This window comes from Flexivirga aerilata, from assembly GCF_013002715.1.
Taxonomy (GTDB): Bacteria; Actinomycetota; Actinomycetes; order Actinomycetales; family Dermatophilaceae; genus Flexivirga; species Flexivirga aerilata.
In genome coordinates this window covers 107,261-131,957 of record NZ_JABENB010000001.1, presented here as the reverse complement: position 1 = coordinate 131,957, position 24,697 = coordinate 107,261, and the positions used below count along the sequence as shown (strand labels likewise).

Annotated in this window: 22 protein-coding genes and 1 riboswitch; of the genes, 11 read left to right on the top strand and 11 right to left on the bottom strand. The window is 70.7% G+C overall.

From position 1 onward, the window contains the following. Positions 1 to 3 precede the first annotated feature (3 nt). Complete coding sequence (locus HJ588_RS00645) at positions 4 to 2,019, top strand: NADPH-dependent 2,4-dienoyl-CoA reductase (protein WP_171150986.1); 2,016 nt, start codon at positions 4 to 6, stop codon at positions 2,017 to 2,019. 73 nt (positions 2,020 to 2,092) lie between these two features. On the opposite strand, the gene HJ588_RS00640 is transcribed toward HJ588_RS00645, so the two are convergent. The 5 genes from HJ588_RS00640 to HJ588_RS00620 form a co-directional block, all read right to left on the bottom strand. Beyond that, a complete protein-coding gene (locus HJ588_RS00640; protein WP_171150984.1) occupies positions 2,093 to 2,401 on the bottom strand; it encodes a WXG100 family type VII secretion target in 309 nt (102 codons plus the stop codon). An 80-nt stretch (positions 2,402 to 2,481) separates the two neighbouring features. Further along, positions 2,482 to 4,536: a HelD family protein gene (locus HJ588_RS00635; protein ID WP_171150983.1), complete on the bottom strand. Its 2,055-nt coding sequence runs from the start codon at positions 4,534 to 4,536 to the stop codon at positions 2,482 to 2,484. Between the two features lie 188 nt (positions 4,537 to 4,724). After that, positions 4,725 to 6,329: a S1C family serine protease gene (locus tag HJ588_RS00630; protein ID WP_171150981.1), complete on the bottom strand. Its 1,605-nt coding sequence runs from the start codon at positions 6,327 to 6,329 to the stop codon at positions 4,725 to 4,727. Positions 6,330 to 6,380: 51 nt separating this feature from the next. Continuing rightward, the gene (locus tag HJ588_RS00625; protein ID WP_343036532.1) at positions 6,381 to 7,955 is read right to left on the bottom strand and encodes a sensor histidine kinase; all 1,575 of its coding nucleotides are present in this window, start codon (positions 7,953 to 7,955) and stop codon (positions 6,381 to 6,383) included. Positions 7,956 to 7,975: 20 nt separating this feature from the next. Next, positions 7,976 to 8,674 carry a response regulator transcription factor gene (locus HJ588_RS00620; protein ID WP_171150979.1) on the bottom strand — a complete coding sequence of 233 codons (699 nt, stop codon included), beginning with the start codon at positions 8,672 to 8,674 and terminating at the stop codon, positions 7,976 to 7,978. Between the two features lie 154 nt (positions 8,675 to 8,828). Between HJ588_RS00620 and HJ588_RS00615 the strand changes: the two genes are divergently transcribed. Continuing rightward, positions 8,829 to 9,254, top strand: coding sequence for a MarR family winged helix-turn-helix transcriptional regulator (locus HJ588_RS00615; protein WP_212755232.1), 426 nt, complete (start codon positions 8,829 to 8,831; stop codon positions 9,252 to 9,254). Next, positions 9,251 to 10,531, top strand: a complete 1,281-nt coding sequence (locus HJ588_RS00610; protein WP_171150977.1) for an MFS transporter — start codon at positions 9,251 to 9,253, stop codon at positions 10,529 to 10,531. Before HJ588_RS00615 ends, HJ588_RS00610 begins: the two co-directional genes overlap by 4 nt. Before the next feature lie 159 nt (positions 10,532 to 10,690). Here the strand turns inward: HJ588_RS00610 and pepN are convergent, their stop codons facing one another. Both pepN and serC read right to left on the bottom strand, forming a co-directional pair. Next, positions 10,691 to 13,252 carry an aminopeptidase N gene (gene pepN / locus HJ588_RS00605; RefSeq protein ID WP_171150974.1) on the bottom strand — a complete coding sequence of 854 codons (2,562 nt, stop codon included), beginning with the start codon at positions 13,250 to 13,252 and terminating at the stop codon, positions 10,691 to 10,693. Positions 13,253 to 13,304: 52 nt separating this feature from the next. After that, on the bottom strand, positions 13,305 to 14,420 hold the full coding sequence (gene serC, locus HJ588_RS00600; protein WP_425483523.1) for a phosphoserine transaminase: 1,116 nt from the start codon (positions 14,418 to 14,420) through the stop codon (positions 13,305 to 13,307). A gap of 34 nt (positions 14,421 to 14,454) precedes the next feature. Between serC and pdxH the strand changes: the two genes are divergently transcribed. The 4 genes from pdxH (at position 14,455) to HJ588_RS00580 (ending at position 18,652) form a co-directional block, all read left to right on the top strand. Beyond that, the gene (gene pdxH / locus HJ588_RS00595; RefSeq protein WP_171150970.1) at positions 14,455 to 15,135 is read left to right on the top strand and encodes a pyridoxamine 5'-phosphate oxidase; all 681 of its coding nucleotides are present in this window, start codon (positions 14,455 to 14,457) and stop codon (positions 15,133 to 15,135) included. A 950-nt stretch (positions 15,136 to 16,085) separates the two neighbouring features. Continuing rightward, complete coding sequence (locus HJ588_RS00590; RefSeq protein ID WP_171150968.1) at positions 16,086 to 16,775, top strand: iron-dependent transcriptional repressor DtxR; 690 nt, start codon at positions 16,086 to 16,088, stop codon at positions 16,773 to 16,775. 174 nt (positions 16,776 to 16,949) lie between these two features. Beyond that, a riboswitch (cyclic di-AMP (ydaO/yuaA leader) is annotated at positions 16,950 to 17,109 on the top strand. Next, positions 17,110 to 18,000 carry a C40 family peptidase gene (locus HJ588_RS00585; protein ID WP_343036531.1) on the top strand — a complete coding sequence of 297 codons (891 nt, stop codon included), beginning with the start codon at positions 17,110 to 17,112 and terminating at the stop codon, positions 17,998 to 18,000. It abuts the riboswitch before it with no gap. A 217-nt stretch (positions 18,001 to 18,217) separates the two neighbouring features. After that, entirely contained in the window at positions 18,218 to 18,652 is a 435-nt protein-coding gene (locus HJ588_RS00580) for a DUF6918 family protein (protein ID WP_171150966.1), read from the top strand. Positions 18,653 to 18,664: 12 nt separating this feature from the next. Here HJ588_RS00580 and HJ588_RS00575 read toward each other — a convergent pair whose 3' ends face one another. Further along, the gene (locus HJ588_RS00575) at positions 18,665 to 19,288 is read right to left on the bottom strand and encodes a hypothetical protein (protein ID WP_171150964.1); all 624 of its coding nucleotides are present in this window, start codon (positions 19,286 to 19,288) and stop codon (positions 18,665 to 18,667) included. A 92-nt stretch (positions 19,289 to 19,380) separates the two neighbouring features. Here HJ588_RS00575 and HJ588_RS00570 point away from each other — a divergent pair, with 92 nt between their 5' ends. Further along, positions 19,381 to 19,875 (top strand): nitroreductase/quinone reductase family protein, encoded by a 495-nt coding sequence (locus HJ588_RS00570; protein WP_171150962.1) that lies wholly within the window; start codon positions 19,381 to 19,383, stop codon positions 19,873 to 19,875. Positions 19,876 to 19,913: 38 nt separating this feature from the next. Further along, positions 19,914 to 21,659: a DUF429 domain-containing protein gene (locus tag HJ588_RS00565; RefSeq protein WP_171150960.1), complete on the top strand. Its 1,746-nt coding sequence runs from the start codon at positions 19,914 to 19,916 to the stop codon at positions 21,657 to 21,659. Between the two features lie 57 nt (positions 21,660 to 21,716). Here HJ588_RS00565 and HJ588_RS00560 read toward each other — a convergent pair whose 3' ends face one another. Further along, complete coding sequence (locus HJ588_RS00560; protein ID WP_171150958.1) at positions 21,717 to 22,094, bottom strand: NYN domain-containing protein; 378 nt, start codon at positions 22,092 to 22,094, stop codon at positions 21,717 to 21,719. A gap of 42 nt (positions 22,095 to 22,136) precedes the next feature. Further along, the gene (locus HJ588_RS00555) at positions 22,137 to 22,850 is read right to left on the bottom strand and encodes a GntR family transcriptional regulator (RefSeq protein ID WP_171150957.1); all 714 of its coding nucleotides are present in this window, start codon (positions 22,848 to 22,850) and stop codon (positions 22,137 to 22,139) included. Positions 22,851 to 22,884: 34 nt separating this feature from the next. Here HJ588_RS00555 and HJ588_RS00550 point away from each other — a divergent pair, with 34 nt between their 5' ends. Next, positions 22,885 to 23,046 carry an SGNH/GDSL hydrolase family protein gene (locus HJ588_RS00550; RefSeq protein WP_171150955.1) on the top strand — a complete coding sequence of 54 codons (162 nt, stop codon included), beginning with the start codon at positions 22,885 to 22,887 and terminating at the stop codon, positions 23,044 to 23,046. Positions 23,047 to 23,089: 43 nt separating this feature from the next. Continuing rightward, a complete protein-coding gene (locus tag HJ588_RS00545) occupies positions 23,090 to 23,692 on the top strand; it encodes a class I SAM-dependent methyltransferase (protein WP_171150953.1) in 603 nt (200 codons plus the stop codon). 230 nt (positions 23,693 to 23,922) lie between these two features. Here the strand turns inward: HJ588_RS00545 and HJ588_RS00540 are convergent, their stop codons facing one another. Continuing rightward, on the bottom strand, positions 23,923 to 24,375 hold the full coding sequence (locus HJ588_RS00540; protein WP_171150950.1) for a uracil-DNA glycosylase: 453 nt from the start codon (positions 24,373 to 24,375) through the stop codon (positions 23,923 to 23,925). Positions 24,376 to 24,697 lie beyond the last annotated feature (322 nt).

Below are 24,697 nucleotides of genomic sequence, written 5' to 3'. Positions count from 1 at the left end.
CTGATGGCCTACGACCACCTCTTGTCCCCGATCACCATCGACGGCGTCACGCTGCGCAACCGGGTGGTGATGGGTTCGATGCACACCGGCTACGAGGACCGGTCCAAGCACTTCCCGGAGCTGGCGGCCTACTTCGCGGCGCGCGCCGAAGGGGGCACCGGCATGCTGATCACCGGTGGCTTCGCGCCCACCGTCGAGGGCTGGCTGCTGCCGGCGGGGTCCCTGCTGCGGACCCGCCGCGCCGCCGACAAGCACCGACGCATCACCGACGCGGTGCACCGGCACGACAGCCGGATCCTGTTGCAGATCCTGCACGCCGGCCGATACGGCTACCACCCGATGATCCGGTCGGCGAGCGGCCGCAAGTCCCCGATCACGCCCTTCCGGCCGCGGGCCCTGTCGGCAAAGGGCGTCGAGCGGACGATCGACGCCTACGTGCGGGCGGCCGTGCTGGCGCAGCGGGCCGGGTATGACGGCGTCGAGATCATGGGGTCGGAGGGATATCTGATCAACCAGTTCCTCGCCGCCCGCACCAATGACCGCACCGACGCCTGGGGCGGCAGCGCCGACAAGCGCATGCGCTTCCCGGTCGAGATCGTCCGCCGGGTCAAGGACGCCGTCGGGTCCGGCTTCGTCGTCGACTACCGCATCTCGCTGGTCGACCTGGTCGAGCACGGCCAGACCTGGGACGAGGTCGTCACGCTCGCGGGGCGGCTGGAGGAGGCGGGCGCCTCGATGTTCGGCACCGGCATCGGGTGGCACGAGGCGCGAGTGCCGACCATCGTCACGTCCGTGCCGCGCGCCGCGTTCGTCGACTGGACGGCCCGGCTGCGCCGGGAGGTCGGCATCCCGGTCATGGCGTCCAACCGGATCAACACCCCCGAGGTCGGCGAGGAGATCGTCGCGACCGGTCAGGCCGATCTCATCTCGATGGCGCGGCCGCTGCTGGCCGACCCCGACTTCGTGGCCAAGGCCGGCCAGGGCCGCGCCGACGAGATCAACACCTGCATCGCGTGCAACCAGGCCTGCCTGGACCACACGTTCGCCAACAAGAAGGCGAGCTGTCTGGTCAACCCGCGCGCCGGCCGGGAGACCACGCTGGTGCTGCTGCCGGTGCCGCAGGCGAGGCGCAAGCAGGTCGCAGTGGTCGGCGCCGGCCCGGCCGGGCTGGCCGCAGCGGTCTCGATGGCCGAAAAGGGGCACCAGGTCACGCTTTTCGAGCGCGACACCGAGATCGGCGGGCAGTTCCGGCTGGCGATGCGCATCCCGGGCAAGGAGGAGTTCACCGAGACCGTGCGCTACTACCGCCGACGGCTCGACGTACTCGGCGTCGACGTCCGGCTCGGCGTCACCGTCACCGACGACCACCTGCGCGGGTATGACGACGTGGTGGTCGCCACGGGCGTGCGTCCCCGGGTGCCGGACATCCCCGGCATCGACCACCCGACCGTCGTCGCCTACGACGCGTTGCTGCGCGGCGAGGTCGAGGCCGGCAAACACGTGGCGGTGGTCGGTGCGGGCGGGATCGGCTTCGACGTCAGCGAGTTCCTGCTCGACGACCAGCACAAGAAGCTCGCCGACTGGCAGGAGCAGTGGGGCGTCACCGACGATCCGGCGGCCGTCGGCGGCCTCACGACGAAGCGCCACGCCGAGCCGCGGCGGACGGTCTACCTGCTGCAGCGCAAGCCGGCGCCGCTCGGCAAGGGCTTGGCCAAGACCACCGGCTGGGTGCACCGGGCCGCGCTGAAGGACGCCGAGGTCGAGATGATCGGCGGCGTGAGCTACGACCGCATCGACGACGCCGGTCTGCACATCACGGTGCGCTCCGGCAAGGAGGTGCCGCAGCAGCGGCTGCTCGAGGTCGACACGATCGTCGTCTGTGCCGGCCAGGAGTCGGTGCGCGATCTGGCGATGCCGGAGGACGCCGCCCGGCACCTCATCGGCGGGGCCGACGTCGCGGCCGAACTCGACGCCAAGCGCGCGATCCGCCAGGCGACCGAACTCGCCGCGCGGCTCTGAGGGGCCGGCCGGAGCGCGCCGGGGGAGGACCGCCGGCGACCGCAGGTGGCGGGCCGCCGGCGGCCCGGCCGGCTCACTTTGGGGTGAAGGCGCGGGCGACGTCGGTCTCCACCTGCGAGTAGGCGGTGCTGGCCGAGCCCAGCGCCAGGCCGATGTCGGTCAGCGCGGTCCGGACCTTGGTCTGCGCGGCCGACCACTCGCTGTGCAGCTGCGCGTACTGACCGGACGCCTGGCCCTTCCAGGTGCCCTGCAAGGCGTGCAGCTTGCCGTCCATCACCTGCATGAGGCGGGCGATCTCCTCCGCGACGTTTGCCACGTCGCGGCTGTGCTGGTCGAGCTGTCCACTGTCGACGGCGTAGGCGCCGATGCCACTGGGGTTCATGTCATTCCCTCCACACGGTGTCCGCGGGGTGCGGACGTCATGCAACGACGCTAGGCACTCGCGCCGAACCGCCGCAGAAGTTATCCACAGAGCTCGCCGGGGAGGGGCTCGCTGTGCAGCACCGTGAGAGCCGAAACCGCCCTGGTGAGAACGACATACAGCCGTCGCAGACCCGTGCGCTCGTCGGGCTCGGCGGCGGCGATTGCGGCCGGCTCCACCACGACCACCTGGTCGAACTCCAAACCCTTGGCGACCGTGGCCGGGACCAGTTGGACCCGGTGGTCGGCGTCGTCTCCGTGGTCGGCGTCGAGCCGGCCGTGGTCGATGCCACCTGCCTGCAAAGCCTTCGACAGTTTCTCGATCTGCGCGTTGGGCGCGATCACGCCGATCGATCCTTCGGATTCCATTGCGGCAGAGACGGATTGGAGCAACTCGGTAGCAATCTTCGATGCGCCGTCCACGGGCCGCACATCGAGGACGCCACGATTGCTGCGCACCGAGGTCGGCGCGCCGAGCCCGGGAGCCATGCTCGGCAGCAGCCGTGCCGCGAACTCGATGACCGACGCCGGCACCCGGAAGCCGCGGTCGAGCACCTCCAGGTGGTGCTCCGGTTTGCCGAGGTGACTCATCGCCTCCTGCCACGAGTCGGTCGCCCACGGGGTGGTGCCCTGCGCGACGTCGCCGAGCACGGTGACCGATCCGGTCGAACACCGTCGTCCGACCGCGCGCAGCTGCATCGGCGACAGGTCCTGCGCCTCGTCGAGCACGACGTGGCCGAGGCTCGGGGTCCGCTCGACCAGGTCGCCGAGTTCGTCGAGCAGGGCGAGATCGGCCGGCGACCACTTGGCGCTGCCCTTGCCGCGAGGAGCCTTGTCCCACAACAGGATTGCCTGCTCCTGCTCGGAGAGCACGCCGTCCGCGGCCTCGGCCAGCCGATCGGCGGACGACCAGAGGTCGAAGAGCACCTGGCGTGGGTCGGCCGCCGGCCAGAGAGCCGCGGCATACTTGCGCATCGCGGGCGACTTGGCGACCGCTTCCTGCACACGGTCGTCGGGCGAGTCGCCCGCGCGCTCCATGCGCAGCAGCACGGCGTGCGCGAGGCGCATCGGCAGCATGGCGCGCGCGGCGTCATACCGCACGCCACGCGAGGTGAGCTCGTCGACGATCTCCTGCACCTCGTAGGACGGGATGCGCCACTTGCGCACTCCACGCGGTATGACGAGGGCTTCGTCCGCACGAGCGACCTGTGCCCACAGGGCGTTGTGCAGCACGGTCGCCATCCGCGGATCGCCTTTGAGCACAGCCACTTCCGTCGGCTCGGTCGCCTTCGCCGGTGCATGCGCGACTAGGTCGGCCGCGGTCGTGTGCTCGACCCGCACCTCGCCGAGGGCGGGGAGTACGGCGTTGATGTGCTCGAGGAAGGCGCGGTTGGGCCCGACGACGAGCACGCCGGTGCGGTCCAGCCGGTCGCGGTGGGTGTAGAGCAGCCACGCCGCGCGGTGCAGCCCGACCGCGGTCTTGCCGGTGCCGGGCGCCCCCTGCACGCAGACCGAGGTGGCCAGGTCCGCGCGGACGATCTCGTCCTGCTCGGGCTGGATGGTCGAGACGATGTCGCGCATCGGGCCGGTGCGAGGGCGTTCGATCTCCGAGGCGAGGATCTCGCTGGAAGCCTCGGATTCGCCCTGATCCGTGAGGTGTTCGTCCTCGATCGCGGTGATCTGCCCGCGGTCCACGCCGAACCTGCGGCGGAGCGCGACGCCCATCGGCTCGGTGTGCGAGGCGCGGTAGAAGGCGGTCGACATCGGCGCCCGCCAGTCGAGCACCACCGGGTCGCCGGACGGGCTGCTCACGTGACGACGGCCGATGTAGTGCCGGCTCTCCGCGGCTTCCGAGTCGCCGTCGATCCGGCCGAAGAAGAGGGTGGTGTGCGGGTCGTCCTGCAATGCCGCGACGCGACGGGCGAGGACATCGGCGAGCACGGCGGCCGAGTCGGCGTCGCTGCCCCGCGAGGCGTCGAGCGCCTCCGCGCTCGCCCGCATCCGGGCCAGGTCGGCGCGTGCGGCGGTCAGGTAGGCGCGTTCGTGGGCGAGCTCGTCGGCATACGAGTCGGCCCGGGGCGTGTCGAAGGCAGGCATGACGAAAGGGGCGCCTCTCGTGGCTGTCGGTGGGGGAAGAGCGACTATACGCTCAATCCCTCCCACGGACCCTCGCCACGGAGGCGCCCCTCGCGAGATCCGGCCCCGTCACAAGCCGGATCCACCCCGTCAGGATCGCCGAACACGGAGGAAGGGAGAGTTGCTCGGCGACCCTTATCGTCACCGCGTCACGAGGATGATGCCTCACCCAGCGTGACCGGGACGTCCTGCTGCTTCCCATCGCGCACGATGGTCAGCGTGACCTTGGTGCCCGGCTTCTCGGCCCCGACGAAGCCGACGAGCGAGTCGGAGGACACGACCTGGTTGCCGTTGAACTGCACCACCATGTCGCCCACCTTGATGCCGGCCTTGGCGGCGGCTGAGCCGTCGTTGACCTTCACCACCTTGGCCGCCTGCACGATCGCGTCGCCGACCTTGACCGTGCTGGTCTGGGTCGACACCTGCACCCCGAGCTGGGCGTGCTTGGCCTTGCCGCTCTTGATGAGCTGGCTGGTGATGTTCTGAACCACGGGCACAGGGATAGCGAACCCGATGCCGATGTTGCCCGACTGGGAGGAAGCTGAAGATTGACCGAGAGTCGCGATCGAGGAGTTGATCCCGATCAGCTCACCGGAGCCGTTGACGAGCGCTCCGCCGGAGTTGCCCGGGTTGATCGCGGCGCTGGTCTGGATCGCGTTGGTGGTCACCGTCGTGCTCCGCGAGGACTGGCCGCCGCTGCCGCCGCTGTCCCCGCCGAACGGGTTGCCGTTGCCGCCGCTGCCTTCCGGTGACGCCGCCTGGGTGGTCACCGGCCGGTTGAGCGCACTCACGATGCCGGTGGTCACCGTGCCGGCCAGGCCGAGCGGGTTGCCGACCGCCATCGCGGGCTGGCCGACCACGAGCTTCTTGGTCGACATGGAGATCGGTTTGAGGTTGCTCGGCGGGTCCTGCAGCTTGATCACCGCGAGGTCGGTGCTCGGGTCGGTGCCCACCACCTTGGCCTGGTAGGTCTTGTTGTCGCTGAGCGTCACCAGCACGGTCGGCTTGGACCCCGACCCGGTCACCACATGGTTGTTGGTGACGATGTTGCCGGCCTTGTCGAGGATGACGCCCGAGCCCTGGTCGCCGCTGCTGCCGCTCTGCACGGTGATCGACACCACGCTCGGCGTGACCTTGGAGGCGGTCGCCGACCAGTTGACCGACCCCGCGTCGGCGAAGTCGGCGGGGTTGGCGTTGACGACGGTGGTGTTGCCGCCGGTCGCGGTCGAGCCGCCATTGTCGTCCTGCGTCAGCGCGTAGGTGCCGCCGCTCGCGAGCGCCGCGGCGAGGATCGCCGCGATCGGCACGGCCGCCCAGTTGCGCCCGCGCTTGCGGGGCGCCGTCGTCGTCGTGCCGCCGTAGCCGCCCTGTCCGTATGCCGGGCCGGCCTGCTGTGGGTGCTGGGCCGCGCCGAACGCCGCACCGTGCTGGCCCGGCTGGCCGTAGGTCTGCTGCGGGCCCGGCTCGTACGGCCGGCCGTACTGCGGCCCGTACTGCTGCTGCGAAGACTGGTGCGAAGGCTGGGGTGCGCCGTAGGGCTGAGACTGCTGCGGAGCGCCCTGCTGAGGCTGCTGAGACTGCGGCGGGGCGAAGGGGTCGGCCGGGCGATGGCCTGCGTCATACGGCTGCTCGGGGGAGCGCGGGATGGGGGAGGTGTGCTCGTCGCCGGAGTAGATCGCCCCGGTCGCGTCGGCGTCGGCGCGCCGCCCGGAGTCGTCCTGCGGCTGGTCGGACCGGTGCTGGTCGAACGACATCTGCTCATGCCCTCCTGAATGTGTGATGCCCACTGTCCCTCGGGGCGAGGTCTACTCAAGTCCGCTCTGCTGTCGCACCGCTTCATCGAGACTGTGGGGCTCCTGTGCCTGCGCGCTCTCGTCGTGCGAACCCGCCGGGTCTGCCGTCGAGGGTATTTTCACCACGAACGTGGCGCCACCTCCGGGGGTGTCCCGCACCTCCACCCCGCCGCCGTGGAGCGCCAGGATCGCGGAGACGATGGCCAGGCCCAGCCCGCTGCCGCCGTGCTCGCTGTTGCGGGACGGGTCGGCCCGGTAGAACCGCTCGAAGATGCGCTCGCGCAACTCGCCGGGCACACCGGTGCCGTGATCGACCACGTGCAGTTCGGCGATGCCCTCGCGCACCCCGACGGCCACCTCGAGCGGTGACCCGGGCGGGGTGTAGCGGATCGCGTTGGCCATCAGGTTGGTCACCACCTGCCGCAGCGCGGCCTCGTCGCCGAGCGCCGGGGTGGGACCCACCGGCCCGTCGACGCCGCGCAGCCGCACCGTGCGTGCGTGGTCGATCGCGGTCGCGTCCTGCACCGCGTCGGCGGCGAGCACGGTGAGATCGATCGGCAGGTGCGGCTTGTCGCCGCCCGGTGTCTCGCGCGGCGCACGGTCGAGCCGGGTGAGCAGCAGCAGGTCGTCGACCATGACGGCCATGCGGGTCGCCTCGTCCTCGATGCGCCGCATCGCCGCGCGGGTGTCGGCCTCCCCGGAGACCGCGCCCTGACGGAAGAGCTCGGCATACCCCCGCACCGTGGCGAGCGGGGTGCGCAACTCGTGCGAGGCGTCCGCCACGAACTGCCGCATGCGCTCCTCGGAGGCCCGGCGTACGGCGAAGGAGTCCTCGATGCGCGCGAGCATCACGTTGAGCGACTTGCTGAGGCTGCCGACCTCGTCCTGCGTGCGGGGCGCCGGCACGCGGCGGGTGAGGTCGCCCTCGGCGATCCCGCGGGCGGTGTCCTCGATCTGCCGCAGCGGCCGCATGGTGCGGCGCACCGCGAACCAGCCGAGCACCGCGCACGCGGCGAGCGCGAGCAGGCCGACCAGCACGATCACCAGCTCGAGGTGGTCGACCACCTCGTCGGTGTGATCCATCGAGACCGCCACGGCGTAGACATAGGTCTGGCCCGAGTCGTCGACGGTGCCGGCGATCACGTGCCAGCGGCCGCCGCCGGACCTGGAGGAGACGGTGAAGATCTGGCCGGTGCGCACGCGCGGGTCCGACGCGGTGAGGCGGGGGATGGCCGGCACCGACGCGGGATTCTCGGGGTCGCCCGGGCCGGTCATCATGCTCTGCTCGGTGCCGGTCACCGACTGCAGGGAGATCGCGTAGGTGTTGGTCGGCACGTAGGCGAACGCCTGCTGCTCGGTCGCGCGGTTCTTCACCGCGCCGTCGACCAGGTAGGCGCGGGCGGCGCGAAGCTCCGCGTCCTGTCGCTGCGTCATGAAGCTGCGCACCTGCGCGGTCGCGGCTGCGCCGGTGATGAGGAGTGCGACCGCGAGCAGCAGGACGAGCAGCGCGCTGACCCGCAGTCGCAGCGGCATCGCTTGCAGCTCGCGGCGTACGCGAGAAAGGGGAGAGGTGCTGCCTTGGGTCACCCAATCAGTGTGACTCGCGGTCACTCGCGCGGCGCGCGCAGCACGTAGCCGACGCCGCGCTTGGTGTGGATCAGCGCCGGCACGTCGCCGACGTCGATCTTGCGGCGCAGGTAGGAGATGTAGCTCTCCACGATGCCGGCCTCGCCGCGGAAGTCGTAGTCCCACACGTGGTCGAGGATCTGTGCCTTGGAAAGGACCCGGCCCTGGTTGAGCATGAGGTAGCGCAGCAGCTTGAACTCGGTCGGGGAGACCTCGATGACGTGCCCGCCGCGGCGCACCTCGTGGGAGTCCTCGTCGAGCTCCAGGTCGGCGACCTGCACGGTCGAGCGGGCGTCGTCCTCGACGTGGGTGCGCCGCAGCACCGCGCGGATGCGGGCCACCACCTCCTCGAGGCTGAACGGCTTGGTGACGTAGTCGTCGCCGCCGACCGTGAGCCCCTTGACCTTGTCCTCCACCGCGTCCCGGGCGGTGAGGAAGACGATCGGGACGTCGAAGCCGTTGCCGCGCAGCTTGCGGGTGACGGTGAAGCCGTCCATGTCGGGCAGCATCACGTCGAGGACCGCAAGATCGATGGTGTGGCTCCCGGCCACCGTGATCGCCTCGTTGCCGTTGGCGGCGGTATGCACCTCGAAACCGGCGAATTTCAAACTCGTCGCGAGGAGTTCGCGGATGTTGGTCTCGTCCTCGACGACGAGCAGGCGGGCTTCCGGTGCGCTCATGGCCGCCACCTTCCTCCGCATTCCTGGAAGTTTCCTGGGAAGTCGATGATATCGACCGGGAGTGCGGCTGGGTGGGGCGTCGAGCCCGGTCGCTGGAGGAATGTGAAAGCGAAAGAGAAAGTAGTTAGCTCGGGTAATGAGCTATGCTAAGTAGATGACTTCCGCCGAACGCCGCAAGCTCGCCGGTGATCTGCGCTCGGTCGTGCTGCGGATGAGCCGGCGCATCCGCTTCTCCGGCGAGGGGCTCCTTCCGCCGCACCAGGCGACGGTCCTGGTCAAGCTCGACAAGGACGTGCTCACCCCGCGGCAGCTGGCCGAGATCGAGTGCGTGAGCGCACCCTCGATGACCCGCACGGTCGCGGCGCTGGTCGACCAGGGGCTCGTACGCCGCGAGCCCGACCCCGACGACGGTCGTCAGGTGCGACTGCACCTGACCCGCGACGGCCGGGAGCGGCTGGCCGAGATCCGCCGGTCCCGCGACGAATGGGTGCGCAACCGCCTCGGCGCACTCACCGACGACGAGTGCGCCGTGGTCCGCGAGGCGGTCGACATCCTGGAGCGTGTGGTGACCGCCAGGTGAGTCGCACGTTCGCCTCGCTGGCCGTCTACAACTACCGCGTCTACTTCACCGGCGCGCTCGTCTCCAACATCGGCACCTGGATGGGCCGCACCGCCCAGGACTGGCTGGTGCTCACCGAGCTCACCGACCACGACTCGACCGCGCTCGGCATCGTCACCGCGCTGCAGTTCGCGCCCGTCGTGCTCCTCGCCCCCTTCGCCGGCGCGATCACCGACCGCTTCCCCAAGCGCCGGGTGCTCTTCGGCACCCAGACCGCGCTCGCGATCACCGCGGCGATCCTCGCCGCGCTGGTGCTCGCCGGCGTCGTGCAGCTCTGGCACGTCTACCTGCTCGCGGCGCTGCAGGGCGTCGCGACCGCCCTGGACAACCCCGGCCGGCAGGCGTTCGTGTCGGAGATGGTGCCGCCGGACCTGCTCACCAACGCGGTCGGGCTCAACGCCACGTCGTTCAACGCCGCCCGGCTCGTCGGCCCCGGCGTCGCCGGCCTGCTGATCGGCCTGCTCGGCACCGGCCCCACCCTCATCTTCAACACGCTGTCGTTCGTCGCGGTGCTGATCGCGCTGAAGGCGATGCACCCGGCCGAGCTCGACCCCGCGCCACAGGTGCGCGGCAAGGGCAAGGTGCGCGAAGGGCTCGCCTACGTGCGGCACCGCCCGGACATCATGCTGGTGATGTTCATGGTCTTCATGCTCGGCACGTTCGGGATGAACTTCCAGATCACCATCGCGCTGATGGCCACGACCGTGTTCCACCGCGGCGCAGCCGAATACGGGCTCCTCGGATCGGTGATGGCGATCGGCTCGCTCGCCGGTGCACTGATGGCCGCCCGCCGCCAGCGACCGCGCCTGCGGATCCTCATCATGGCGCTCGCCGGCTTCACGGTGTTCTCGGCGCTCGCCGCGCTCGCCCCGTCATACCTGTTGTTCGCGGTGTTCCTGATCCCGACCGGGCTGTGTGCGATCACCATGCTCAACACCGCCAACGCGACCGTGCAGCTGAGCGTCACGCCGGTGATGCGCGGCCGGGTGATGGCGCTCTACATGGCGATCTTCATGGGCGGCACCCCGCTGGGGTCGCCGGTGATCGGCTGGATCGGTGCGCAGTTCGGCGCCCGGTGGACCATCCTGGTCGGCAGCATCGCCACTGCGGTTACCGTGGTGGCCGCGATGACCTACCTGATGCGCAGCAAGGACCTCCGGGTGCGCCTGGAGGGCCGGCCGATCCCGCATCTCGAGGTGCGCCCGCGTGACGTTGCCGAGACCGAGCGCGTCGCATGACCGGCTCGCCGCAGTGGTCCCGCACCGGTGACAGCGAGGACAGAGAGGATCACCTCAGATGATGAAGCCGCGCACGCAGCGCATCGTGGTCGTCGTCGCGCTCATCTCGCTGATCGGCGTGACCGTGCTGTCCTGGCTGGTCAGCTAGGCCCTGGTCAGCTAGGCCCGCTGTGCCCGCAGCCGCCGCTCGGTGTGGTCGAGCTGCTCGATCACCCCACGCCGCAGCACGTATGGCGCGTCGGCGTTGCGCTCCAGCCAGTCGCGCGCGGCGAGGACGACCGGGTTGTCCGCGACGCCCTCGTCGGCGCTCGTGCGCGGGAACAGCCCGGTCACGAGGCGCCCGGCCATCGTGCGCGGCTGCGTCTGCCACCAGGTGGTGAGCCCGGCGAAATAGGCGTCGCGGAAGCCGGCCACGTCCTCCGGTGCGGCGTGCGCGAAGCCGGCCAGCAGCGCCCGCTGGCGGTCGTTGGTGAGGCCAGTGCCCTCGGTGAGCTCGCGCCATACCTCCTGCTTGACCGCGACGCCGGGGCGCGAGGCCAGCGCCTTGGCGTATGCCGTCGCACCGGTCATCGTCGAGTCGGCGGCGTAGTGGGCGAGCAGCTCCTCGTCGTCGAGCTCTCCGAGCGCGGCGAGCGCGGTGACCAGCTCCCAGCGCAGGGTCGGCGTCAGCGGCAGTCCGGCGATGCCGCCGTCGAGCACGCGGCGGGCGGCGGGACCTCCCGCCGGTGTCAGCGGGGCGTCGGCGGCGAGTGCGAACGCCCACGCCCGCTGCAGGTCCGAGCCCGGATCTGCAGTCGCCAGAGCGGATTCGGTGAGCCGAAGCAGGCGCTCACCGGCCGCCTCGCGGTCGCGCGGCAGCAGGTAGTCGGTGATCGCCGTGCGTGCCATGCCGAGCACGATCGCGAGCGGTCCTGCGTCGGACTCCTGCGGCAGGTTGGCATGGACCGCGTCGAGGAACGTTGCCGGGCGCAGCTGCGCCGCGCGCGTGAGGTTCCACAGCACCGACCAGAGCACGGCCCGGGTCAGTCCCGGCTCGACCCGGCCGACGGTCGCGGCGGCGAGCTGCGCCTCCTCGGCGGTGAGCGCGGTGATCGCGTAGGTGCGGTCGTCGTCGTTGAGCACGACCAGGTCGGCCCGGGCGTCGTCCGGCAGCTCCACGCGGGTGGTCTCGCCGGAGATCGTGACGGGCAGTGACGTGGTCCGGCGCAGCCCCGCGCCGTCGATGGTGAAGGTGCTCACGATCACCCGGTGATCGCGCGAAACCTGCTCTCCGGTCAGCGGATCCGTGGACTGCTGAGTGATGGTGAGCGTGTCGCCCGAGAGCGCTGCCGACAGGGTCGACGGCCCCGACGTGCGCAGCCAGGTGTCCACCCATGCGGAGAGGTCACGTCCCGCGGCGTCCTCCAGGCACGTGATGAGGTCGGTGAGCGTGGTGTTGCCGAACGCGTGCCGCCGGAAGTAAGCGCGGGTGCCGGCGAAGAAGGCGTCCCGCCCGACATAGGACATCAGCTGCTTGAGCACCGCGGCGCCCTTGGCGTAGGTGATGCCGTCGAAGTTGACCCGCGCCGCGTCCAGGTCGGGCACGTCCGCGACGACCGGATGGGTGGTCGGCAGCTGGTCCTGCTCGTAGGCCCACTGTTTGCGTCGCAGCGCGAACGTCGGCCAGGAGCCGTCGAATCCGGCGGCCTCGGTCGCGCCGAGATAGCCCATCAGGTCGGCGAACGACTCCTTCAGCCAGGTGTCGTCCCACCAGCGCGGTGTCGCCAGATCGCCGAACCACATGTGCGCCATCTCGTGCATGATCACCTCGGCGCGCGACTCGCGCTGCGCCGTGGTCGGGTCGCCGCGGAAGAGATAGACGTTCTCGTTGAAGGTCACGAGACCCGGGTGCTCCATCGCGCCGATGTTGTACTCGGGCAGGAACAACTGGTCGTATTTGCCCCAGGGATAAGGGAATTCGAATGCCGCGTCGAAGAAGTCGAGTCCCTGCCGGGTGATGCGGAAGATCTCGTCGGCCGGCAGGTGCGCGGCCATCGACGCGCGGCAGCCGACCCGCAGGTCGATCTGCTGGGTGGTGCCGTCCGGCCGGGTGATGCTCCAGCTCGACTCGGCCTGGTGGAACGGGCCGACCGCCACGGCGACGAGGTAGGTCGAGAGCGGAGGCGTCGGGGCAAACGTCGTCGTGCGCACCTGCGCCGTCGCGGTCTCCTCGACAGCCGGCTGATTGGCGAACGCCAGCCAGTCGGTGGGCGCGGTGACGCTGACGGTGAAGCGCGCCTTCAGGTCCGGCTGCTCGAAACAGGCGAACACCCGCCGGGCATCCGTCGGCTCGAAATGCGTGTAGGCGTAAGTGTTTCCGTCAACCGGGTCGGTGAAGCGGTGCATGCCCTCGCCAGTGTGGCTGTAGCGGCACGTCGCGGCCACGCGCACGAGGTTGTCGCTGCCGTCGGTGTGCAGACCGGTCAGCTGCAGGCGTGCCCCGTCATACGCGATGGGGGAGGGGGTGCCGTTGACCGTGAGCTCGGTGACCTCGTCGGCGACCAGGTCGAGCCAGGTCTGCTCGGTCGTGCTGGTGAAGCGCAGCGTCGACACCGACGCGAACGTGGCGACCGACGGGTCCGCGGCCGCGCTCAGATCGAGTGCGACGGTCTGGTCGTGCGTGGTGACGGCCGCGCTGCGGGCAGCGCACTCGTCCCGGGTGAGGTTCAGGTCGCCGGTCATCAGGCCATCGTGGCCGACGCGCCCGCGCCGGGTGGCACGGGGTCGGGAGTCGTCAGAGACGTTCGACGACGTAGTCGATGCAGGCGGTGAGCGCCGCGACGTCCGCGGGGTCGACCGCGGCATACATGCCGATGCGCAACTGGTTGCGGCCCAGCTTGCGATAGGGCTCGGTGTCGACGATCCCGTTGGCGCGCAGCGCTTTCGCCACCTGTGCGGCGTCGACACCGTCGAAGTCGATCGTGCCGACCACCTGCGACCGGGAGGCCGGGTCAGTGACGAACGGCGTCGCGAAGTCCGCGGCGTCCGCCCAGCCGTAGAGGGTGCGGCTCGACGCCGCGGTGCGATCGACGCACCAGGGCAGGCCGCCCTGGGCGAGCATCCAGTCGAGCTGCTCCGCGAGCAGTGCGAGCGTGACGATCGCGGGTGTGTTGTAAGTCTGGTCGAGGCGCGAATTGTCAACGCAGATCTGCAGATTGAGCACATCCGGGGTCCAGCGATCGGCGCTGAGCTCGCCGATGCGGGCGAGCGCCGCCGGTGACATCGTCGCCAGCCAGAGGCCTCCGTCGGAGGCGAAACCCTTCTGCGGGGCGAAGTAGTAGACGTCGGTCTCGGTCAGGTCGACCGGCAGCCCGGCGGCACCCGAGGTGGCGTCGACCAGCATCAGCGCCTCGGCGCCGGCGCCGGGCACACGGCGGACGGGAGTCATCACCCCGGTGGAGGTTTCGTTCTGCGCGTAGGCGTAGGCGTCCGCGCCGTCAACCGGCCCCAGGACGGCCGCGGTGCCCGGCTCGGCCTCGACCACGGTCTGCTCGCCGAGGAACGGTGCCCGGGTGGCGACCGAGGCGAACTTGCCGCCGAACTCACCGCACACCCCGAACGCGGCCCGGTCGCGGATCAATCCGAACGCGGCCGCGTCCCAGAAGGCATTGCTGCCGCCCATGCCGAGCACGACCTCATAGCCGTCGGGCAGCCCGAACAGCTCGGCGATGCCGGCGCGCACGCGCGCCACCAGCTGCTTGACCGGCGCCTGGCGGTGCGAGGTGCCGATCACCTCGGGGCTGAGGCGTTGCAGCGCGGCCAACTGCTCCGCACGGACCTTGCTCGGTCCGGAACCGAAGCGACCGTCAGCGGGCTTGAGGGAGTCGGGGATGACGAGCTGGGTGGTCACAGCGCAGCAGTCTCCCACCGGTAGCGTCGGGCGCATGCAGCCGATCAAGCGGTGGGACTACGCGGGCGAGGGACTGGACGAGAGCGAGCTGCCGGCCGCGCCCTGGCCGGTCGTGGAGCGGTGGGTCGACGACGCGCGGATCCGGCAGGGCGAGCAGGGTGACGTGCCCGAACCGGACGCGATCTCGGTGGCGACCGTCGACGGCGCCGGCCAGCCGCACGTGCGGACCGTGCTGCTGCGCTATCTGACGCCGGCCGGTCCGGGCTTCTACACCAACCTGCAGAGCCGCAAAGGCCTTGACCTGCAAGCCAATCCGCGCATTGCGGCGGCGCTCACCTGGCCGGCGATGTACCGCGCGATCCGCTTCGTCGGCACCGCGGAGGAGCTCGACCGGGAAACGGTCACCGAGTACTTCCAGAACCGGCCCTACGGCTCGCGGATCGGTGCGTGGGCGTCGCGACAGTCCGAACCCGCCGCCGGGCGCATCGAGTTGGAAGACGCCGTTGCGGCATACGAGCGGAAGTGGCCGGACACCGGCAGCGCCGACGACGTGCCCCTGCCGGTGCACTGGGGTGGGTATGTCGTGCGCTGCGACGAGGTGGAGTTCTGGGCCGGCCGGGCCAGCCGGCTGCACGACCGGCTGGTCTACGTGCGCTGCGCCGACGGAGACCTGAGCGATCCCGGCGCCTGGCGGATCGAGCGCCGGCAGCCCTGAGACGGGGCGGCGGGGGAACTGGCGGCGGCGGAAATGGCGGGGCCGCGTGCAGAAGTCGCGACGGTTGCGGGGTGCGCACGCGAAGTGGCCCGGAGTGCCCGGGGGCGTGCAGAAGTCGCGACGGTTGCGGGGTACGCACGCGAAACGGCGCCAGAGGCGTGCAGAAGTCGCGACGGTTGCGGGGTACGCACGCGAAGTGGCCCGGGGCGTGCAGAAGTCGCGACGGTTGCGGGGTGCGCACGCGAACGGCCCGGAGTGTCCAGCGGCGTGCAGAAGTCGCGACGGTTGCGAGGTGTGCACGCGAAACCGCCCCCCGGGCATGGGACAGCCCGTGGGCTCCGGCGGTGCCGGCTTGTGCGTTGGACGAATCGCACACCCACGGGCTGCGGTGGCTGCGTTGGAGTAGCTACCGAACGTCCGTTTCGTCCTGAGTCGGCTGACCGGAGGTAGCCGGGACGAACACGTAGGTTGCGCTAGCGCGCAACCACCTCACGCGTCCTTTGAGAATTCACTCTTGGACCACCTCCTTTCCCGTGTGCCGCAACGCTAAAACGCCGGGGCGGCCGAGCGCAACGGGTTAAAGATCACGCCACCGGTCCGGGCAGAAGTGGCCGCCGAAACGCCCCGGGACCCCCGCCGAAACGCCCCGGGACCCCCGCCGAAACGCCCCGGGAAAAGGAAGCGGCTGGCGCCCAGGGGGAGTGCGCCAGCCGTCCGAGCTGGGCCACCGAAGCGGCCCGCTCACCCCGCCGGTGGAACCCGGCGGTTCGGGATGCCGAGGTCAGAGGGGAGGAGTCCACGACATCCACCCCATACAACGGGGCCGATCCCCGGACCATTCCCCGACAGCGGGAGAAAATTCCAGCTGCGACACGGTCGCGTGACGCGTCGCTGCCCGCCGGTGCCGACCGAAAGAGCAGCCGTCAGGGCGAGGTGGCAGGCTTAGGCCTGTGAGTGAGCTGATCGACACCACGGAGATGTATCTCCGCACCATCTTCGACCTCGAGGAAGAGGGCATCCTGCCGCTGCGCGCGCGCATCGCCGAGCGCCTCGGCCACTCCGGCCCGACCGTCTCGCAGACGGTTGCCCGGATGGAGCGGGACGGTCTGCTGACGCTCGCCGGCGACCGCCACCTGGAGCTGACCGACGAGGGTCGCGTGCTCGCCATCCGGGTCATGCGCAAGCACCGGCTGGCGGAGCGATTGCTCGTCGACGTCCTCGGCGTCGATCTCGAATTCGCCCACGACGAGGCGTGCCGGTGGGAGCACGTCATGAGCGACCGCGTGGAGCGTCGCATCCTGGCGCTGCTCAGCGAGCACCACCTGTCGCCTTACGGCAACCCGATCCCGGGCCTCGAGGAGCTCGGCGAGGCCGAGACCGTCGAGAAGTTCCGCGACGGGGTGCGCCCGCTCACCGAGCTGGTGACCATCGACGCGGGCGACTTCGTCGTACGACGGATCGGCGAGCCCGCCCAGGCCGACCAGGACGCGATCAGCGTGCTCACCGCGGGCGCCATCGCCCCCGGCGCCGCCGTCCGGGCCTACCTCGACGGGGACCGGGTGCTGGTGCAGGCCGGCTCGGTCGATGCCGTCTCGTTACCCCGCGACGTGGCGTCCCACGTCTTCGTGGACGCCGGCTGAAGATCCGCGTCGTTCCGCGGTTTTCCGGGTGGTGTGTCACACGTCGCACACAGACTCGCCGGCAGGTCGTGACCTCGCTGTGACTTTGGAATCCCTCCCGTGTACCGTTTTCCGCGGCCCTCCGACCGGAGGTCCCCCGGAGGGCAACGCCGAGTCCTGCCAGCCACCCGGGAGTGCTGATCACCGCCGGCAGGAGCGGGGGAACCACCATCGGGCGGCCGAGGCCGTCCTTGGGGCTAAGTAGCGTCGCAGCATCACGGGGATTGTTGCGCCGAGACCGGGTATCTCCACCCGAGCCCGACAGCTCACCTCGTAGGCGCAGGAGAGGTACTTCGTGTCCGTTATTGCCCCCCGCGGTCGTCACCGCGCCCCGAGCAAGCTCTCGACCACCTTCAACTCGACCGCGCGGGTGTCCGCCGCCGTGGCCGTGACCGGTGGCATCGTCGCCTCGATCGCCGCCCCGCAGGCCGCTGACGCCGCCACCGGTGTCGCGTCGTTCTCCGGTTCGAACCAGGCAGCCGCTGCCGTTCCCGCGCAGTCGGTGCAGGCCAAGCAGCTGCTGGCCAGCGTCTCGGCAAAGCCGCAGCTGGCCGTCGCCGAGCAAGCCAAGTCGCTCGTCGTGAAGCCGAAGGCGAAGAAGAAGCCGGCCACCCAGGCCAAGAGCACCCCGCGCAAGCAGAACACCGCGCGCACCACCGCCGCGGCGCAGACCCGCACCGAGCAGGCCTCCGCCAGCACCCGGACGCAGGTGCGTCCGCGCACCTCGTCGGTGTCGCGCTCGCAGGTCCGCACCGTGGCGACCACCACCCAGCGCAGCACCTACACCCCGCGTACCCAGCCGACCCAGCGTCCGGTGAGCCAGCCGAAGGCGCAGCCGACGGTGCCCTCCACCTCCGGTGTGGTCGCCATCGCGCAGCGTTACCTCGGCACGCCGTACGTCTACGGTGGCAACACCCCGGCCGGCTTCGACTGCTCGGGCTTCACCTCCTACGTGTTCGCGCAGGCGGGCAAGTCGATCCCGCGCACCGCGACCGCGCAGATGTTCGCCTCGACCAAGGTCTCCAACCCGCAGCCGGGTGACCTGGTGTTCTACGGCAGCGCGTCCTACGCCTACCACGTCGGCATCTACATGGGTAACGGCATGATGGTCGCCGCGCCGAAGCCGGGCGACGTCGTGAAGATCCAGGCCGTCTACGGCAACCCGGTCGCCTACGGTCGCCTCTGAGTCGCGAGACTCAGAGGTCGGACCGCACCGACCACGCGCGAACGCCGTGCCCCTCGCCGAGGGGCACGGCGTTCGTGCTTCCCGCCGCGTGGGCGGCTGCGCCGCAACCATGACGGGCGGCTGCGCCGCAGCCCTGGCGGGCGCGATGCGCCGCGCCGCCTGACGGGCGCTTAGACTGCGTAACTCCCGCCATACCCTCCCCGAAAGGCGCACTCCCGTGACCCTGTCGCAATCCCTGCTCGCCGCCGACACCCGGCCCGCCGTCGTCGCCGACCTGGTGGGTGTCATCGACGCCGAGGTCAAGGACAAGAAGGGACTCGGCGGGGTCGCGATCAAGGGCGGCTATGCCGCGGTCCGCAAGGTGAGTCCGACGATCGCGACGAGCGCGACCGACCGGATGCTGCCGGACTTCGTGGCCGCGCTCGAGCCGTTCTGGGCCGACTTCGGCGGCGCGGGAGACTTCGGGTCCTACCTCAGCGGCCGCGGCGACGAGGTCGCCGACGCGCTGCTGCAGGTGACCGACCGGCGCGCCGCCGCCACCGACCGGGAGCCACTGAAGCGCGCCTACAACGGGCTGCGCGGCAAGGCCAAGGACAACGTCAAGGCAGCGCTGCCGCGGCTGGGCGCCGTGGTGCAGCAGCACGCCCGCTGACCGCCGCAGCCGTCAGGGGTTGCCGTTGCCGTTTCCGTTGCCCTTGGTGGTCACGGTGACGGTGGTGGTCTGCGGCGGCTGAACCACCGTCTTCTGCTCGGTCACCGTCGTGGTCGCGGTGGCGGTCGTCGTCGCCGTCGCGGTCTTGTTGTCGGTCTTGGTCTCCGTCTTGGTCGCGGTGACCGTGCGCTCGCCGCCACCAGCGTTCTTGGTCACGGTGACCGGCGGGGCCTGCACGGTCATCGTGGTGGTGGCGCCCCCGCCGCTGCCGGTGACCGTCTGGGTGCTCGGCGCCTGGGTGACCGTGCTCGGGGCCGCGCCACTCTGGGTGTAGGTGTAGACCGTCTGCTGCTGCGAGGACGAACTGTCGCCCCGGTCGGCCAGCACGTAGATGCCGATCGCGCAGAGCGCGGCCACCCCGGCGCCGATCAGCAGCCCCGGGATGAGCCCGCCGTAGCCGCCCCCGCGGCCACCACCCTCGTCGTCGCCGTCACCGTAGTAACGGTCGTATCCGTCGTCCGGCGGGCCCGGCGGCTCGTCGTCCCAGGACGCGAGGAAGTCGTCGTTGGCCGCCCGCTGCGCCTCCGGGTCGCTGCGGTCGCGGCCGGTCGGCACGTCGTACCAGTTGTTCGACATGCTCGCCATGCTACGAGCGAATGGTGCCCCGGCGCAGACGCGGCCCGGCGCGAGCCGTCGCCGGGCGCGGCCGCCCCCTAGTCTGACGTCGTATGACGACAGACCCGCACCTGCCGGCCTTCCTCGGCGGGCTGACCAAGGCCAAACCCGTCGCGTTCGTCGTGCGCACACTGGTGCCGGTCGACAAGGCGGTGACCCGCTGGTCCGGCGGCCGGATCCACCTGGTGCCGACCGCGGTGCTGCCCCAGCTGACCCTGACCACCACCGGACGCCGCACCGGGCGCCCGCGCGAGGTGCCGTTGCTCTACGTGCGCGACGGCGGCGGCTACGTGGTGGTCGGCTCCAACTTCGGCCAGCGGGCCCATCCGGCGTGGGTGCTCAACCTCGAGCACAACCCGCACGCCGAGATCCAGCTCGGCACCGAGCAGTTGCCGGTGGTGGCGGTGCCGCTCGACGACGCCGAGCGGCAGCGGCTCTGGCCGCGGATCGTGCGGGTCTGGCCCGGCTACGACAGCTATGTGCAGTGGGCCGGTGACCGGCGCATCCGGCTGTTCCGGCTGATGCCGCAGGACGGCCGGACCAGCTGAATGCGCCCGCAACGGGGCGATGCGGCATGCTGCCTGCCATGTATTTCGTGGGTCTCGACCTGGCGTGGGGGTCGCGCAACCCGTCCGGCGTCGCCGTGCTCGACGACGACGGGGCGCTGCAGCTGCTGACCGCAGTCGTCTCCGACGACGAGATCGCGGCGAGCGTTGCGCCATACCTGCAGGACCGGTGCGTGGTCGGTGTCGACGCACCGCTCGTCGTCACCAACCCCACCGGCAGCCGCCGGGCGGAGAAGGACCTCGGCCGCGACTTCGCGCCCTTCCAGGCCGGCGCCCACCCGACCAACACCGGCAAGTTCCCGGATGGCACGCGCGGTGCCCGGCTCTGCGCGGCGTTGAGCCTCGACATGGACCCGGAGTCGACCGCGCCACGCCGGGCGGTCGAGGTCTACCCGCACCCGGCGACCATTGCGCTCTTCCGGCTCGGGCGCACCCTGAAGTACAAGAACAAGCCGGGGCGCACGCTGGAGCAACTGCGCGGCGAACTGCTCACCCTCGTGCGGCTGCTGGAGTCGCTGTCCACCGCCCGGCCGCAGATGCGGCTGGTCTCCTCGTCGGCGTGGCGTGACCTGGTGGCGGGCATCGAGCGCGCGACCCGCAAGTCGCAGCTGCGCGACGCCGAGGACCAGGTCGATGCGGTCGTCTGTGCGTATGTCGTGCTGCTGCGCGAGCGGGTGCCGGAGGCAGTGGTGACCTACGGCGACTTCGCCGACGGTTACATCGTGACGCCGCGGCTGCCGGCCGGTCTCGCGCCGTCGCCGCGGGCGCCGAGGGTGGAGCGCCGGGTGGACGTGGTGCGGCGCGCGACGGAGGAGTATGCCGCGCTCTACCCGCAGCTGGAGCTGGCCGCCGCGGAGGCGGTCGCGCTCGTCACCGGCATCCTCGACGACGCGGGGCTCAACTACCTGAGCGTCACCGGCCGCGCGAAGAGCGTCGCGTCGTTCGCGGAGAAGGCCGGCCGGCGGGCCGGGGACACGCCGCTCTACGCCGACCCGCTGCACGACATCGGCGACCTCATCGGGGTGCGCGTCATCACCTATGTGCGCAGCGACGTTGCGGCCGTCGCCGAGCTGCTGGCCGCCGAGGCCGTGGTCTCCGACGACCGCGACCTCGGGCAGGAGACCGCGAGCGAGGGTCGCTTCGGTTACGCCAGTCGCCACCTGCAGGTGCGTGCGGCGGCTGAGGATGTGCCGTCATACCCCGAGCTTGCGGGGCGTCAGCTGCAGGTGCAGATCCGCACCGTGCTGCAGCACGCCTGGGCGGAGTTCGAGCACGACATCCGTTACAAGGGAACGGTTCCCGGCGAGCACCGCTCCGACTTCGACCGCCGCTTCACGCTCGCCGCCGGGCTGTTGGAGCTGGCCGACCAGGAGTTCACGACCATCCGCGACACGCTGCGCGACGCGGTGCCGGAGGCCGAGGAGCACGACGCCGCCGACGACCGCATCAGTCCCCGGGAGCTGGCGGCATATCTCGCCGGGCAGTATGCCGAGGCGGGCTGGTCGCGCCCGGACCACTACGCGTGGATCGCCGGCCTGGTGCACGAACTCGGCATCGGCTCCCTGGCCGACCTCGCGGCCGCGCTGCGGGCGGTCGACACCGACCGGATCGACCGGGTGATGGCCTACCGCACGCCGCCCGGTGCCGTGCGCCGACTGGACGACGCGCTGCTCGCGGCCTTCGGCGATCGGTATGTCGCACTGCCCGGCAACTCCCACCGGGTGGAGCGGTTGCGCACGCGGGCGGCGAAGCTGGACGCGGGCTGACGCCTCCCGGCTGATGCTGATCGGGCCGGCGGGCGGACCCGAGGCGGGCGGATCCGATCAGCCGCCGGGGAGCTCGCGCAGCAGGCTGCCGGGCGACTTGACGCCGGCGCCGACGGCGCGCACCCGTGCCTCCAGGCCGCGGTCGGCCGTCGCGACGGTCGTCTCGTCACCGGCCTCCACGGCCTTCTTGGCCTGCTCGACGATCTCGTCGTCGCCTTCGCGCGGCGCGTGCACGATCTCGACCGGCGCCGAATCCGCCTCAGCCACACCGGATTTCGCCTTGCCTTCCAGGACCAGGATGATCCGGTCGAAGTCGAGGTCGGCCCCCTGCAGACGGTCGTGCAGGCGCTGTGCGGCGCCGGCCCGGTCCTTCCACCAGCCGTCGGGCCGGGAGCCGACGACATTGGCGCCGTCGACGATGAGTGTGCGGGTCATGGGTCCTCCCTCAGGGTGGGCTCAGTGTAGGAGAACCGGGGCTCAGGAGGCCGGTGCCTTACACGGCTCAGTGAGCTTGGCGAGCCCGCGGCGCAGGGTGGTGCGGGCACCGAGCACGTGCGAGCGCATGATCGCCTCGGCGAGGACACCATCTCGGGCTCCTACGGCCTCGGTTATCTCCCGGTGCTGGTCCAAGGCGCGCTCGATCTCGGCCGGGGCGTAGTCGGCGAAGGCGTTGCGCACCAAGGAGCGCTGTGCGAAGCCGGCGATCATGGCGGGCAGCGCGATGTTGCCGCTGGCGCGATGTATCGCACCGTGGAACTCGAGGTCGAGGCGGGTGATCTCGTCATATTTGCCCTCTTCGCCGGTGGCGAGGGTGCGCTCCATGAGGTCGCAGAGTTCACGCAGCCGCCCGATGTCGGCCAGTTGCCCCTCGGCGGCTCGCCGGGCGCCGTAGCCCTCGAGGATCGCGTGGAGTTCGTAGGTGGACTCGAGGTCCTCGTCGCTGATCAGGGCGACGCGCGCCCCGCGGTTGGGGATGAGCTCGATGAGGCCGTCTGCGGCGAGCTGGCGGAACGCCTCGCGCACGGGCGTGCGGCTCACGCCGAGTTCGTCGGCGAGTGACTCGGCGCGCAGCCAGACGCCGCACTCCAGCCGGCCGCCCAGGATGCGGGTGCGCAGGTCCTCATAGACCGCGCTCGCCTTCTGGCGCGGTGCCGTCCCGGAAAGGTCGGAGGCTCGGTCGTCGCTCGTCATACGGCCATCTTCCGTCATAGGCGGCGTGGGCGTTGTGGCGGCGTTCGACTCGGTGGCGGATTTCGATGCGGCAGTGCGGGATCCGGCCAAGCCGACGCAGATGCTCACGGCCTACGCGAGTCCGGACTGGAACCATCCCAACGCCACGGGGTACGGCGCGATGACGAAGGCGGTCGACCTCAACGTCGTGTGCTGAGGCCGGCGATCGGCTCTCCGCTGCGGCCGGGCACGATGGAGCGATGGTCGACAAGAGCCTCTGGATGCGTCAGGTCGAGAACAACCCCGAGCATTCGAGCTGGTATGTCGAGCGCTTCCGCTCGATGGCGCGCGACGGTGCCGACCTCGACGGTGAGGCGCGGCTGGTCGACGCGATGGCAGCGCGCGGCTCACGGATCCTCGACGCGGGCTGCGGCCCGGGCCGGGTGGGCGGGGCGCTGCACCGGTCCGGGCACACCGTCGTCGGGGTGGACGTCGACCCGACGCTGATCGAGGCGGCGGAGCGGGACCACCCCGGACCGACTTGGCTGGTGCAGGACCTTGCCGAGCTCGACCTGCCGGCGGCGGGCATCGCAGAGCCGTTCGACCTGATCGTCAGCGCCGGCAACGTGATGACGTTCCTCGCCCCGACCACGAGGGCGCGGGTGCTCGAGCGTCTGGCCGCCCACCTCGTGCCGGGCGGCCGCGCCGTGATCGGCTTCGGCGCCGAGCGCGGCTACGCGTTCGAGGACTTCCTGGCCGACGCCGGGCGGGCCGGACTGACCCACGAGTTGTCGCTCGGCACCTGGGACGTGCGGCCGTTCGGGCCGGAGTCGGACTTCCTGGTGGCGATCCTGCGCCGCTGACGTGGTCCTTGCCGAGTGCCGGTCAGCCCGTGTGCGTCGGTCGCGCATGGTTTGCCCCTGGCGAGACGGAATCTTCGCCGTCCACCCAGCACGCGCCGCGGGAGCTTTCGAGAGCCTTCGAGTGACGTCCCGCCGCATCGAGTGACGTCCGCGCCCGCGAGTGACGGCGTTGTATGGACGTCACTCGTTGGCAGCGGCGTCAGTCGAGGGAGAGCGTCGTCAGTCGAGTATCAGATGGCAAGCAGCGCGGCCGAGCGCTTGCATGTCATTGCGACGTGATCGCGTGCGCCAGGCTGGTTGAGCGAACGCGCAGCGGGGTGCCAGGTCGGCAGCGTCACGTAACGGGTCGCAGTCGCGAGTGAATAGCGGGTCCAGACGCGTTGTGCCACACGTCCCATCGGGACGACTGCCTCCAGTCTCGGAAGCATGGCTAGAAGCTCGCCGAGGAGTGGAAGTGCTTGCCGCTCGTCGGCGGACGTGATTTTGCCGCCGGGGATATACCAGGGGATGGCGTTCCAGTGGACGCAGTCGGTGAGCAGCCGCGCCTGCGAGCGGAAATGCCACAGGGCCTCGGCGGTGGGATCGTCGTTGTCGACAGAGATGAGGCCTGATGGGTTGCTGCCGTGGCCGACGGTGTCGTCGGGTCTCGCCATCGGTCCTGGTGATTCGAGCAGGAAAAGCACGCGGCCGGATGTGCCTGCGTCCGTTGGGTCGAACTGCGGGAATTGTCGAGAGCCCGTAGACCGGTTGCGCGCCCAGTCGTTGAGTGTTCGAATCCCTGGCCGGGTGAGCGCAGCGCCCCGGCGCGATTCGTGCGCTTCGGGGTCTGCCAACGTGCGTGGTCGAGTCGGATCCACACCCAGATGCTACTGGTCCGTATCCGCACCATTCGCGGATTCGTGAGTGATGTTGCCGGTGCGACAAACCTTCTCGTGAACGTCAGATGCGCTAGTTAGTCGGGCAACTGACCTTTCAAAACACGAGGCCTCAGCGCGGAGACCGACT